Origin of the sequence: Rhodococcus sp. NPDC057014, from assembly GCF_042673295.1 — a bacterium.
Lineage (GTDB): Bacteria > Actinomycetota > Actinomycetes > Mycobacteriales > Mycobacteriaceae > Rhodococcus_F.
In genome coordinates, this window is record NZ_JBHUSF010000081.1 from 19,881 (window position 1) to 31,347 (window position 11,467).

The following is an 11,467-nucleotide window of genomic DNA, read 5'->3' on the forward strand; positions in this document are numbered from 1 at the left end:
TGTGATCGAGCAGGCCAAAGACATGTTGCTGCAACGCTATTCGATCGACACCGCAGAGACGTTCACCATTTCGGCCAGTGCCAGCACGCGAACGAACCGGTCAACGAGGTGGGCATCGGCGCCGGCAGCCCACACCCTGATGGTCACGGGTCAGACGTGCCGCGATGTTGGTCGATCACCCGGCGGGCGAGGTCGGCGATCTTGATGTTCATCTGCTGGGAGGTGCGGCGCAGCAGGTCGAAGGCGGCGTCCTCGGAAATATTGTGCAAGGCCATCAGCAACCCGATGGCCTTGCCGATCTCCCGGTTGCCGGCCAGACCTGCCCGCAGGGTGGTGGCCTCGGCGCCGCTACTGATCGCGGACACCGTGACCGCGGCGAACGCCGCCAACAGCACCGCCTGCTCGGCGACGGGGTCGGTGAAGATCCCCGCGGTGTCGGTGAACAGATTCAACGCGCCGACCTTGCGGTCGTCGACCAGCAGCCGGAACCCCATCGTTCCGCGGACCGGGGTCTCGGCGAGCACCCGCGCCGCCAACGTCGGCCAGGTCGGGGCGGCGGCCAAGTCCGGGTCGAGCTGGGCGGCCTCGTCCTCGATGGCATCGACACAGGGGCCCTGCCCGACGACGCGTTCGAGGTGATCGACCCGGCGAGCGACGTCGCTGCTGGCAGCGACCGTGACATAGCTGCCGTCGTGGCGGAGCATCACACTGGCGTGGTCGCAGCCGGGCACCAGCAGCGTCGCCGCCACACAGATCGCCCCGTACACCTCGGCGTCGCTGGTCCTGTTGTAGACGATCTCCGCCAGCGACGCGAACACCGTCGCCGGATTGACCGGTTCGGGAACCGCGGTCAGCTCCATCGGAACCCACCCTCCTCACACACCGTTGAGCGTGGTTGTCACCGTATCCCACCACCTCACCGGCCCTGATGCGACAGTTCCGGATGCGACCGACCGGGACGACCGGCGCAGAGGCCCCTCGGGCGGCAGGGTCTGCTCGAAGCCGACACCACACCAGCGGCGAGGATGCGGCACTAACCTCGGCGCGAATAGGCGAGTGGTTCCGCGGATCCGCTATCGGTGACCGTCGACCGCTTCCGACAGGGCGGTGCTCGACCGGCACCGGATGAAACCTCCACAGTCACGGCGGATGAGGTCGGGATCGTGGTCGTCGTTCGTGGTCGTCATGCGATCGACTCATCGCGGCGAACAGCAACGCCACACCCAGCGGCAGCGAGAAGTCCCATACGAATCACTGCAGGGTGATGCTGTCGAGGCGGCCGGTGCAACTGGGGGTTTGAATGCACACAGCACTGGTGGGGTATCCCACCTGGAGGCGGTGATCGTATGACTACTCACGATTCGATTCGGCACTGGATTGCCGACCAGATGCAGCTCGACATCGGAACTGCAGAACCGGCCGAACTCGCCACACTCGATGCTGTTACCACGGCGGCGGAAGCAGGGTATGTGCGGATGCTGCTCCGACTCCGCGCATACCGGCCTCTGGTCGGGTGAAAAAGGACTCGGCACCGGACTGCCGGGGACCTCGGTGGGCACGAGTCGGACTGTGCCGAAATCGATCGATGAACCATCCCTGATAGAACACCGGTGCGGTAGACCTCCGCGTGATTCAGAGCCCCGAGAAGGGGCGGGTTCACGCTCGCTGGCCCACCCCGGTCGCGAACTCCCGCACCCTGTTCGCGAAGGTGTCCGAGATCAGCGGCGGTGTGGGAAGCCCGGCCCCGTCGTGAAGTCCGAGCAAGAACTCGCGGAGAACCTCGTCCGGCGCATGTCGAGGTATCCAGTCCAATTCGGCACGGGCTCGGGCGCAGTTCATCAACGGAAGCTGCAGCACTGTCTCGAACAGCCCCGGCGAGGCGGGAATGGCGTGCAGGTGCCAGCCCGCCGCCACGGCGGAGCGGACGATCGCGGGCGCGACTCGCACACCGCGGGCACCGAAGGTCTGTGCGAGGAACGCACCGTCCACGGGCGGCGAGGCAGCCAGATTGAACGCCCCGCGCACCGGCTTCACCACCGCTGCCGCGTACGCGGCGGCGGCGTCCTCGGTGTGGAGCACCTGCACCCGCAGGTCGTCGACGAGGGGCGCCAGCGGAATACGGTCCGGGTGGACGAGACGGCGGGGAAGCAGCGGCCCGAGGAACAGTCGCCGTTGCGAGGTCGCCGATTCGCGTTTGAAGATGAATCCGGGGCGCATTCGTACCACGCGGACGCTCGGATGCCGGGTTTCGTACGCGTCGAGCCATCGCTCGAGGTACGCCTTCTCCCGGGGATAGGCCGCTGTGGGCCAGCCGTGGGTCGGCCAACTCTCGTCGACCGTCGCGCCCGAGGGACCGGGGGAGTACGCGGCCACCGAGGACGCGTAAGCGAGGGCCGGAACCGACTCGTCCGCCACCGCCTCGAAGACCCGGATCGCACCGAGAACATTGTTGGTCCACGTGACCTGGGGCCGATGCGTGGGCTGGAACAACCACGCGAGATGGACCACGACGTCCGCGCCGCGCACAATCTCGTTCATGTCGTCGTGAGCCGCGTCCGCGGTGAGAAACGTTGCCTGTGCCGGGTTCGGGTTGCTCGGTCGGCGTGCGACGCCGACGATCTCGGCGACGGCCGATTCGCGGGCGAGGGCGTCGACGACACTGGTTCCCACATTGCCGGTCGCGCCGATCACGACGACCTTCAGTCCACGGGGGCTACTCATGTCGACCCGAATACCCCTCATGGAGAACGGCAACCGCCGCCTGCGCCAGACCTGTCAAGGACCCGGCCGGCTGACCGGAGGGTGTTTGCGGGCGACGGTTCTGCGAACGGTCGTCGCGATCGAATCAGCCATGGCGGGTTTCCGCCTTCCCGGCTCACCGGCGCCGGCTCTGATGCAGATGCGTACAACGCAGGTGGGAGGGGTAATCGCTGATTCAGCCCAGTTCGCCCTGCACGGCGGCTGGGCGCGGCTCCGCGAGCCAGCGCTGGCTCGGGGAGCCGCTCTGTGTCGCGACGAGAAATTCGGTGCTCGTCCGGCTGGCTGGCAGATGTTCGAGGATCGGTGTGTCGGAACCGAGGGTGTCGGGTAAGCGGGTTGTCATGAGCACAATCACCGAAGCCATCGACGTCGATGTCCCGATCCGGGTCGTGTACGACCAGTGGACGCAATTCGAATCCTTTCCGCAGTTCATGGAGGGGGTTCGGGAGATCCGTCAACTCGACGACACGCACGTGCACTGGGTGATCGATGTGGCGGGGCAGGTCCGCGAGTTCGACGCCACCATCACCGAGCAGCACCCGGACGAACGAGTGGCCTGGAATTCCGACTCCGGCCCCAACCACGCCGGGGTCATCACCTTCCACCGACTCGACGACGACAAGACTCGGGTGACCGCCCAGATGGATGTCGACCCGGACGGATTCGTGGAGAACGCTGCCGACAAGCTGGGCGTGCTCGGTCACCGGGTCAAGGCCGACATGAAGAAGTTCAAGGAGTTCATCGAACACCGCGGACACGAGACCGGTGGATGGCGTGGCGAGGTCGACCGGCCCACCCCCTGACCCGTTCGAAGGACGGGACGGCAGTGCGCCCGGCCTGACCGAAGTAGGTCGTGTCCGGCGAACCGATCCGGGTACACGGTCACCATGCCCTCGTCTCCCGCCGCGCCTGTCCTTCCGCGCGTCCTCGGTGTCCTGACCGCCGCGTACAGTACCGCGATCATCGTGTCACCCCGATTGCTCGCAAAGCCCTGCAAACTCACCCGCACCGACGGCGGTGTCCCATCCGCGGTCGCGACGATGATTCGGGCAGTCGGGATCCGCGATGCGGCCAGTGGACTCCTTTTGGCTCTGGCGCCGCAGGGGGCGGCGCTGCGAGGCGCCCTCGCCGTCCGGGTCGCCGCCGATCTCGGCGATGCCGTGGTCTTCGGTCTCGCCCTTCCCGATACCGCCACCAAAGCCAAGGTCGCTGGTTTCGCCGCGGCATGGGGCGCGTTGTGCGCCTACAGCGGACGCCACAGCGGATAGTCGCGTCCTGGTCGAGGATGAAGCGGCCGGTTGGTCATCCGCGGTTGCGCCGCCAGATCTCGGTGGAGAGCACGGTGGCGAACGTGCACCACACCGGGTACGGAAGCAACGCCGCGGCCACGGACCGATCGACCTCCGCGGTGCGCCGCACCAAATCCGCGCTGCTGACCGCCAGCAGGCCGGCGACCAGCGGTGCCGCGGCGAGCCGGTGCGCGCGGAAGAACACCCAACTCCAGCTCGCGTTGATCACCAGATTGGCGGTCAGCGCGCGCAGGTAATTGCGTCTGGCGGTCGGGCCGACGTTGTCGGCGAGCCGATCGGCGGTGGTCGCCGAACAGACGGCGATGTCGGTGTAGAGGGCGGTCCAGACGATCGGGAACACCACCGGCGGAGGCTGAAGGGCGGGTTTACGCAGCCGGGCGAACCAGGAGGAGTCAGTCGGCCGCCCGCTGGCGGCCGACCCGACCAGGGCGGTGGCCGCGGTGATCGCCGCCGTCAGCGGCAACGTCCGCGGAAGCACGGCGCTTCTTCGTGGTCTGGCGGCCATTGCCCCTCACGCCCCTTGCCGGCTCGGAATGTCCTGTTGTCCGCGTACCCGTCGGCGGTAACCCACAACCGTGTGCGCCCCCTCCTCGGCATCCGGTCACGACCGCCCGATAGATCGGTAGTGCAGCATCGCATGAAGCCGGTTCGATATGGCCTGCTGACCGCCGATGGGGTATGGCGCGGGTGCAGCGAGTTCCGACACTTCCGTGCCGGCGCGACGATCCCGGTGTCGATTGGGATGTCCCTGTTGCCTTCGAGTCCTTCAAGATCGCCCGCACCTCCATCGCCGACCTGTCCGAGACGTGGATGACGGTGATCGTCACCGCGATCATCGCCTCGCCTTCGAGGTCACCGTCGTCGCCGAAGCATCAAGACCACCGCCCAGCTCCGCTACCTGTGCGAGCTCGGCTGCGACTTCGCACAGGGTTTGCACCTCGTCGAACCCATGTCGGCCCGAACCCTGACCGACTACCTCATGGACACCTCGGGCCACGGGCAGGTGTGTTCTCACGCGGCGGCACCGGAGGTGTCCGGCCAGGCGATCGGACGGGGTTGTGTGGTGTCGCCCGGGCCCGGGCACTCGCGGGTATGGGATCGAATGCAGGTAGCCCCACCAGCTCGGCGGCCGCGACTCTCGGGGGTCGGCTGCTGCAGCTGATCGGTGATCGCGATGCCGCCTGGTTTGCGTGCGAGATATCCCGGGTGTGCGCCGAACCGTACCCGGCAGCGGGGCGGCCGGAGTACGGCGATGTGCTTGCCTGGGTGATCGATGCCACTGTCGGTGTGGTCATCGCGCGTCTCGGTGCCGCGGGTCCACGGGAGACGCTCATCCTCGACCACCGCTACACGGACGGACGGTACATCGACGGCGATGCACTGCCGACTTCCGAACGTTGGGTGTTGCGGACGGTGTCCGCGTTCCTCGCCGAGGATCTCGCGGAAGGACAGCGGTCACTCACCGCCGCAGAACAGTTCGACATCACCCTGCGCGCGGAAATCCTGGCCGACTCCCTGACCTGGCTGGACTTCGTTCTCGGCGTCGACCTTCCCGACCCGCCCGACATCTCCACCGCATAGGGAGAGGTATCCGGTCGGATGAGAGTAATCCGGCCGGGCCCCGGCTGCGGGAGGTGTTCCAGGTTCGGTGGGGGTGTGCTCCCAGCGTGCGGAGCCGCCGGTTGATCCTGTGCCTCATGCCTATTTCTGGCGATGGGCCCGGTGGTGTGCGGTAAGCAGCAGGTGGTCGAAGCGGGTACGTAGACCGGCCTCTGGTTCGAGCTCACCGAAGGCGGCCACGATTTTTCGGCGATCGCGCGGAGCCGGGTATTGGTTTCCTGGGAGCGCCAGGTGAGGATGTCGAACGCGCGGTCGTCAGGGATGCCGTAGACCAGCATCAGCGCGCCCTTGGCCTGTTCGATCACCGCCCGCGATTGCTCAATTTCGGCGACCGTCTCGTCGACGGAGTCCTTGACGTCTTCCCGGTGCGAGTCGGTGATATCGATGTAGAACCCGGTCGTGCCGATCACGGCGCGGGTGTCGTCGTGCATGCGGTCGCCGACGACCATCACCTGTCGGACCTTGCCGGTGGTGTCGATGATGCGGTGTTTGCTGCTGAACGGTTCGGCGTCGTTGATCGTCCGCTCTAGCACCCGGGCGACGTACGGGTGGTCCTCGGGATGTTTGTGGGAGAGCAGCAGTTCGGTGGTCGGGGTGACCTCCCTGGGCCGGTAGCCGTGCATCTGGGCGACGGTGTCGGACCATTCCCACCGCTGCCCATCCAGGTAGAAGCGGAAACTATCCACCCGCTGTGGCGTACCGCCACCGAACACCTGCTCCGAATCCACGCCCCATTTTGTACCGAACCGGTCACCGGAAAAGGCCGAACGGTGTAAGTCGCCGATCGCTGGCGACCTCGTCGGATGCGTGAGGCTCGTCGGGTGTCGTCGGTCTCGGACATTTCGGCGAGCCCGGGAATGACGCGTCCTGCGCTGCCTGCACCGCGGTCCTCGACGGTGGTGGGGCAGAAGCGGACCGCGAAGCCGACCGGTGCCCCGGTCAGCGGGAGGTCGATTACATCCCGTTCCTGTTGCGGGGCGCTCCAGCTGGCCCGGCCCGGACCGTACGCACTGGCTGCGGGCCCGCTCGGACGGGGCCCAACGAGCGTGACGAGGCCATCACGGGTGGGATGTGGTATGCCCTGTTGCGGAGACTTGTCGTGACCGGACATCGCCGTTTCGGGGCGGTGGGACGGGGCACGCGATCTGGCAGTCCTTCACCTCACCGAGCGCCGGAGCATGTGCACATGGTGCTGGTCCGGACGCTGTGTCCTTCACCTTGGCGTAAGCGTAAGCGTGGGCGTGGCCGTCTGGGGTGCGCTCGTGTTGTTCCGCGGCGCCGGGCTGGTAGTGGGTGATGTGCCACAGGAACATCCGGGTCGGCGAGGACCGACACGACTGCGGTTCGGTCGTGGAAGTCTCAACTGGCCGTCGGGTACGTCACTCAGCGAAACGCAGATATAGCATCCCGCGCTGCCCCGCTGTTGTCGAAATCGTTCGAACGCGAGGAGGCGATGACTCGCGACCGGAGTTTCGGCTTCGGTGCGGCAGACCGGAGTTTGGGATTCCGGGGCGATGGGCAACCGGGATCGAACCGGACCATCCGGGAAGACGGTGCCAGTGCAGCTGTCGCAGATCGCGGCTCAGCTCACAGGTGAGACGAAGCGGCGATCCCTGTCCGAGGTACCACCTCGTCGGCCGCGAAAGGAGTGACGACCATGACCCACACCGACCACCCCCGATCAATTTCGGAACTTACCGGCGAGCCGCCGGGCGCCGCACATCAGATCGACCATCTGTCCACCGTGCAACTCGTCGAACGCCTCACCGAACAGGTGAAGACACTCGTCCAGACCGAGATCCGTCACGGAATCGTCGAGATGAAGGACAAGGGCGCGAGGTTCGGTGTCGGTGCGGGACTGTCGGGTGCCGGACTCGTGATCGTGCTGTACGGGCTGGGCGCGCTCGTGGCCGCCGCCTTGCTCGGACTGGCCACGGTGCTCGACCCGTGGCTCGCCGCCCTCGTTGTCGCGGTCGTTCTCATCGCCGTGGGCGGCATCGTCGCCGCCGTCGGCGGGCAACGGGCGAAAAAGGCGTTGCCCCCGACACCGGTCGACACCAGTCGCAGCGTCCACCGAGACGTGGACACCGTGAAGGAGAGCCTCCGATGACCGCTCCGCACGAGTCGACGCCGGACGGCGACGCCCTGACCGCCACCGCCGAACGACAGCGCGCAGAATTGGCCACCACGGTCGACGCCCTGACCCGCAAGGCTGACGTGCCTGCCCGCGTGAAGGCAGGAACCCGGCACCAACTCGACACCGTCCGGCACGAACTCGCGAACGTGCGGAACAATCCACGACTCGCAGCTCTGCTCGGCGGCCTGACCGCCGGCGTCGTCGCCCTGGTCGTCGTCCGACGCGCACGCCACCGCTGACCGGGCTGGAGATAGAGACGACACGACCCACGAGCGCCCGCAGACGGCGGAACCGAAGGACGGCCGCCCGGGCCGACCGATCACGAAAAGGACGGGGACAAGGGCACGCGCGGGAACTTCCCGCACTCGGCGACGATTCCGACAGTGCAGAGCATCACGTAAACGCACCGGCGGTCGGCGGACTGGTCCAGGTACTCCCGAGCGTGTACCCGTCGCTTCTCGACCGCACGTCCGGGACCGTCCTTGCGTTCGCGCGGGTCGATCAGATGCGGCAGAAGAAATGGAGGTGGCCGCCCCCAAACCCGTCCCCGCATCCGCGAGCGCGGAATCGGTTCCCGCTCCGCGCTTCCCGGCCACGACTGTGGTGAGCTCTGCGGTGGCCTCGCAAATCGGTGGGCACCGACACGGGATCTCGACAGACCCAAATCGGCGTCAGTTCAAGGAGAAGGCAGCCGGCCCCCCTGCGCTGCTGCCAGGCGGGGGCGCAGCGGCCGTCGGCACTCCGGTGGGAAATCACCGGCCTGCGAGTGCGGGATCGTCGCCGAACTCCGCCAAACGTGCCACGGAACTTGACCTGCACGGGTCTTCGAAGCTGAACAAGACCAACCTCATCGACAAGATCCGCAACCACTGACCACCGCCCGGCAGTGCCGCCACGCCCTCCAACGAAGACATGGGCTGACAATATCCGACGGTCCGTCTCGTCGATTGACCCTGCCCGTTCGTGGGCATTCGGACGGCATGGCTACCTATCGAGTACTCGATCCCACCGGCACCGTCGTCGAGACCAAGGACATCGAGAGCGCGGAAGACGCGCATGCCTGGTTCATCGACGTCCGTGCCGACAACAGTGAACTCGGCTGGCGGATGGAAGTGCAGCACACCGACGGGTGGTCGTTCTTCGACGACACCGAGGGCGCCTCCTAGCGCGAACGGTTTGCGGCAGAACAAGTCCGGCCCGTGCAGGGGATCTCCCGACACCAGACGCCGGGACCGCTGTCTTCAAGTGGTCCATGCGAATTCGATAACAAACCGAGAAGGGTACGAGAATGGCCGACCAGTACGCCCGCCAGGATCCCACCACCCAGTACCCTGCTCCCGATCGCGAACATCAGCCCGAACTGCCGCACCCGGGACTGACCTCCCAGATGGTGACCGTCCCGGACCACGGCGAGAAAACCTATCGAGGAAGCGGCCGCCTCGACGGCCGCCGGGCACTGATCACCGGCGCGGATTCAGGCATCGGACGTGCAGTGGCACTCGCGTTCGCGCGGGAGGGCGCCGATGTCGTCGTCAGTTGTCTCGACGCCGAGGAGCCGGACGCACAGCAGACGAGGCGGTTGGTGGAAGCAGCCGGCCGGCGCGGCGTCGTCGTAACGGGCGACATCACCTCAGAGGAACACTGCCAGAGCCTCGTGGACCTGACGGTCCGTGAACTCGGCGGTGTGGACATCCTCGTGAACAACGCGGCCTTCCAAATGGTCCAGACGGGCGGCATCGCGGACATCACCACCGAGCAGTTCGACCGCGTCCTGCGCACGAACCTCTACGCGCTGTTCTGGTTGTGCAAGAAGTCCCTCGCGGTGATGGAGCCCGGATCGACCATCGTGAACACCTCGTCGATCCAAGGGATGAACCCGTCACCCGGCCTGCTCGACTACGCCACCACGAAGGCAGGGATCATCGACTTCACCAAGGGACTGGCCGCCGATGTAGCCAGCCGCGGCATCCGGGTCAATGCCGTGGCGCCGGGGCCGATCTGGACGCCGTTGATTCCCGCGACCATGCCGGCCGACGGTTACCGGCACTTCGGGGACGATGTACCGCTGGGAAGGCCCGGACAGCCGGCCGAGCTCGCCCCCGCATACGTCTTTCTCGCATCCAACGAATCCAGCTACATCACCGGAGAAGTGCTCGGCGTCACCGGAGGGACGCCCTTCACCTGAGTCCGGTGCACCGGACAGCCCAGACGAGATCGTCCTCGGTACAGGCTGGTCGCCGAGCGCCCCCGGTTTCGGCGATGGCGCGCAGGTACCGGCGTTCCCGGCCGGTGGCCCGGGTCCCCGTAACGGGAGGAATTCGTCGTCCAAGGCTTGGCGGCCTTCCTCCACGGCGGCGTGGGCGTCCTCGGTATCGAAGGGAGGCGGGGAGGTGTGCCGGATCGCCTGACCGCACTCTTGCAGGACGTACGGATGGCCGCCGCTGGCTTCGACGACGATCGAGCGCGTCCGGGGTGAACGCACTCATTGGCACCGCTCAACTGCGCACTCTCTCCCAGCAGGGAGGCATCACGCGCCACCCAGGCGCGAGTTGGCGCCAACGCCGCGCCGCCTAGGTGAGAAACGCGCCAGATCGACCGAAAAACCGACATCCATCGTCGAACCGAGACCCAAATTCTCGCGACTTGTCGATTAGTGGTGGGGAGTGGGGGAGCGGCAGCATAGTCACTGCTCAGTAGGATTATTCGGGTGCCAATGCGGTCGGCGGCGAGGACAAAACCCGGCACCAACGCGGGTTCAAAGACGCTCACACCGTGAGCATCCTGTCCCGCTACCATTTCGGTACCGTAGTGGTACCATTTGGGTATGAGTACGCAGATTGCGGTGCGGCTGCCGGACGAGATCGTGGCCTTCGTCGACGGTGAGGTGCGCGATCATCGTGCCTCCAGCCGGGCGGCTCTGGTGTTGCGGGCGCTCGAGCGGGAGCGGCGCCGGCAGATCGCCGCCCGGGATGCCGAGATTCTTGCCCGGACCCGCGGCGGGGACGATCCGGACGGCCTCGATGACCTCGCTCGCCATGCAGCGGGTCTGTTCAGCGATCTCGACTGATGCGGCCGATTCACGCCGCGAAGTTGGACAAGACGCGGCCGGTGCTGGTGTTGACCCGGGAGTTGGTGCGCCCCCATCTGAGTCGGGTGACGGTCGCACCGATCACCGGCACCGTGCGGGGACTGTCCACCGAGGTGCCGGTGGGGCCGGCCAACGGGCTGGAGAAGGACTCGGTGGTCAGTTGCGACAACATCGTCACGATTCCGGTGTCGGCGTTGGGGCGCGGACTCGGGTTCTTCTTTCCGTCGCAGGAAGCGGCCCTGACCACAGCGATCCAGGCCGCGTTCGACCTGGAATGACCGCCCTCACGGCGAAACCTCAAGGCGTACCGGGAGCCCAGGATCACCGCCGGGGTGGAGTGTGCAAAAGTGGTAGCGTGCGCCCTGTTCGAGCTGGCCGACCCTACGCCGCTGGCAGGGCTCCCGCGGCCGTGAGCGGCGTCGGCATCGAATTGCTGACCATCGACGCCCGCATCGTCGTCGCGAGCGTGGACACCTACCTGCGGTTCGCGGAGGCGGTGAACCGGCTCGAGATCGGCAGCGAACCGAAGGGGCTGTCCGAGATCGTCTCCGG

At 66.8% G+C, this 11,467-nt stretch carries 14 protein-coding genes and 2 pseudogenes; 11 read left to right on the forward strand and 5 right to left on the reverse strand.

The window, feature by feature from the left end:
• Positions 1–143: 143 nt before the first annotated feature.
• Positions 144–860 carry a GAF and ANTAR domain-containing protein gene (locus ACFTZB_RS18015; RefSeq protein WP_378433326.1) on the reverse strand — a complete coding sequence of 239 codons (717 nt, stop codon included), beginning with the start codon at positions 858–860 and terminating at the stop codon, positions 144–146.
• A 486-nt stretch (positions 861–1,346) separates the two neighbouring features.
• On the opposite strand from ACFTZB_RS18015, the gene ACFTZB_RS18020 reads away from it, so the two are divergent.
• On the forward strand, positions 1,347–1,517 hold the full coding sequence (locus tag ACFTZB_RS18020; RefSeq protein ID WP_378433327.1) for a hypothetical protein: 171 nt from the start codon (positions 1,347–1,349) through the stop codon (positions 1,515–1,517).
• 139 nt (positions 1,518–1,656) lie between these two features.
• Here the strand turns inward: ACFTZB_RS18020 and ACFTZB_RS18025 are convergent, their stop codons facing one another.
• Both ACFTZB_RS18025 and ACFTZB_RS18030 read right to left on the reverse strand, forming a co-directional pair.
• On the reverse strand, positions 1,657–2,721 hold the full coding sequence (locus ACFTZB_RS18025; RefSeq protein ID WP_378433328.1) for an NAD-dependent epimerase/dehydratase family protein: 1,065 nt from the start codon (positions 2,719–2,721) through the stop codon (positions 1,657–1,659).
• 214 nt (positions 2,722–2,935) lie between these two features.
• Complete coding sequence (locus ACFTZB_RS18030; RefSeq protein WP_378433329.1) at positions 2,936–3,103, reverse strand: hypothetical protein; 168 nt, start codon at positions 3,101–3,103, stop codon at positions 2,936–2,938.
• On the opposite strand from ACFTZB_RS18030, the gene ACFTZB_RS18035 reads away from it, so the two are divergent.
• Both ACFTZB_RS18035 and ACFTZB_RS18040 read left to right on the forward strand, forming a co-directional pair.
• Positions 3,102–3,563 (forward strand): SRPBCC family protein, encoded by a 462-nt coding sequence (locus ACFTZB_RS18035; protein WP_378433330.1) that lies wholly within the window; start codon positions 3,102–3,104, stop codon positions 3,561–3,563. The two genes, ACFTZB_RS18030 and ACFTZB_RS18035, sit on opposite strands and share 2 nt — an antisense overlap.
• An 84-nt stretch (positions 3,564–3,647) precedes the next feature.
• On the forward strand, positions 3,648–4,028 hold the full coding sequence (locus ACFTZB_RS18040) for a hypothetical protein (protein WP_378433331.1): 381 nt from the start codon (positions 3,648–3,650) through the stop codon (positions 4,026–4,028).
• A 34-nt stretch (positions 4,029–4,062) separates the two neighbouring features.
• On the opposite strand, the gene ACFTZB_RS18045 is transcribed toward ACFTZB_RS18040, so the two are convergent.
• The gene (locus tag ACFTZB_RS18045; protein ID WP_378433332.1) at positions 4,063–4,575 is read right to left on the reverse strand and encodes a TspO/MBR family protein; all 513 of its coding nucleotides are present in this window, start codon (positions 4,573–4,575) and stop codon (positions 4,063–4,065) included.
• Positions 4,576–5,162: 587 nt separating this feature from the next.
• On the opposite strand from ACFTZB_RS18045, the gene ACFTZB_RS18050 reads away from it, so the two are divergent.
• Entirely contained in the window at positions 5,163–5,651 is a 489-nt protein-coding gene (locus ACFTZB_RS18050) for a hypothetical protein (RefSeq protein WP_378433333.1), read from the forward strand.
• Between the two features lie 120 nt (positions 5,652–5,771).
• Here the strand turns inward: ACFTZB_RS18050 and ACFTZB_RS18055 are convergent.
• Positions 5,772–6,418: pseudogene (locus ACFTZB_RS18055) on the reverse strand (PAS and ANTAR domain-containing protein).
• Positions 6,419–7,347: 929 nt separating this feature from the next.
• Here ACFTZB_RS18055 and ACFTZB_RS18060 point away from each other — a divergent pair.
• The 7 genes and pseudogenes from ACFTZB_RS18060 to ACFTZB_RS18090 all read left to right on the forward strand — a co-directional run.
• The gene (locus ACFTZB_RS18060) at positions 7,348–7,800 is read left to right on the forward strand and encodes a phage holin family protein (protein ID WP_378433334.1); all 453 of its coding nucleotides are present in this window, start codon (positions 7,348–7,350) and stop codon (positions 7,798–7,800) included.
• The gene (locus ACFTZB_RS18065) at positions 7,797–8,066 is read left to right on the forward strand and encodes a DUF3618 domain-containing protein (protein ID WP_378433335.1); all 270 of its coding nucleotides are present in this window, start codon (positions 7,797–7,799) and stop codon (positions 8,064–8,066) included. The genes ACFTZB_RS18060 and ACFTZB_RS18065 overlap by 4 nt, the downstream gene beginning before the upstream one ends.
• A 741-nt stretch (positions 8,067–8,807) precedes the next feature.
• Entirely contained in the window at positions 8,808–8,993 is a 186-nt protein-coding gene (locus tag ACFTZB_RS18070; RefSeq protein ID WP_378433336.1) for a hypothetical protein, read from the forward strand.
• A gap of 122 nt (positions 8,994–9,115) precedes the next feature.
• Positions 9,116–10,012 carry an SDR family oxidoreductase gene (locus tag ACFTZB_RS18075; RefSeq protein WP_378433337.1) on the forward strand — a complete coding sequence of 299 codons (897 nt, stop codon included), beginning with the start codon at positions 9,116–9,118 and terminating at the stop codon, positions 10,010–10,012.
• A gap of 639 nt (positions 10,013–10,651) precedes the next feature.
• Positions 10,652–10,894: a YlcI/YnfO family protein gene (locus tag ACFTZB_RS18080; RefSeq protein WP_378433338.1), complete on the forward strand. Its 243-nt coding sequence runs from the start codon at positions 10,652–10,654 to the stop codon at positions 10,892–10,894.
• On the forward strand, positions 10,894–11,193 hold the full coding sequence (locus ACFTZB_RS18085; protein WP_378433339.1) for a type II toxin-antitoxin system PemK/MazF family toxin: 300 nt from the start codon (positions 10,894–10,896) through the stop codon (positions 11,191–11,193). Before ACFTZB_RS18080 ends, ACFTZB_RS18085 begins: the two co-directional genes overlap by 1 nt.
• Positions 11,194–11,324: 131 nt before the next feature.
• A pseudogene (locus tag ACFTZB_RS18090) lies at positions 11,325–11,467 on the forward strand (gas vesicle protein); the annotation flags it as partial.

Bases quoted from the DNA above. Each gene is read 5' to 3' on its own strand.
- ACFTZB_RS18075 (WP_378433337.1), top strand. From the start codon at position 9,116: ATGGCCGACCAGTACGCCCGCCAGGATCCCACCACCCAGTACCCTGCT.
- ACFTZB_RS18020 (WP_378433327.1), top strand. From the start codon at position 1,347: ATGACTACTCACGATTCGATTCGGCACTGGATTGCCGACCAGATGCAG.
- ACFTZB_RS18060 (WP_378433334.1), top strand. From the start codon at position 7,348: ATGACCCACACCGACCACCCCCGATCAATTTCGGAACTTACCGGCGAG.
- ACFTZB_RS18085 (WP_378433339.1), top strand. From the start codon at position 10,894: ATGCGGCCGATTCACGCCGCGAAGTTGGACAAGACGCGGCCGGTGCTG.
- ACFTZB_RS18080 (WP_378433338.1), top strand. From the start codon at position 10,652: ATGAGTACGCAGATTGCGGTGCGGCTGCCGGACGAGATCGTGGCCTTC.
- ACFTZB_RS18035 (WP_378433330.1), top strand. From the start codon at position 3,102: ATGAGCACAATCACCGAAGCCATCGACGTCGATGTCCCGATCCGGGTC.
- ACFTZB_RS18025 (WP_378433328.1), bottom strand. From the start codon at position 2,721: ATGAGTAGCCCCCGTGGACTGAAGGTCGTCGTGATCGGCGCGACCGGC.
- ACFTZB_RS18030 (WP_378433329.1), bottom strand. From the start codon at position 3,103: ATGACAACCCGCTTACCCGACACCCTCGGTTCCGACACACCGATCCTC.
- ACFTZB_RS18040 (WP_378433331.1), top strand. From the start codon at position 3,648: ATGCCCTCGTCTCCCGCCGCGCCTGTCCTTCCGCGCGTCCTCGGTGTC.
- ACFTZB_RS18070 (WP_378433336.1), top strand. From the start codon at position 8,808: ATGGCTACCTATCGAGTACTCGATCCCACCGGCACCGTCGTCGAGACC.
- ACFTZB_RS18045 (WP_378433332.1), bottom strand. From the start codon at position 4,575: ATGGCCGCCAGACCACGAAGAAGCGCCGTGCTTCCGCGGACGTTGCCG.
- ACFTZB_RS18050 (WP_378433333.1), top strand. From the start codon at position 5,163: ATGGGATCGAATGCAGGTAGCCCCACCAGCTCGGCGGCCGCGACTCTC.
- ACFTZB_RS18065 (WP_378433335.1), top strand. From the start codon at position 7,797: ATGACCGCTCCGCACGAGTCGACGCCGGACGGCGACGCCCTGACCGCC.
- ACFTZB_RS18015 (WP_378433326.1), bottom strand. From the start codon at position 860: ATGGAGCTGACCGCGGTTCCCGAACCGGTCAATCCGGCGACGGTGTTC.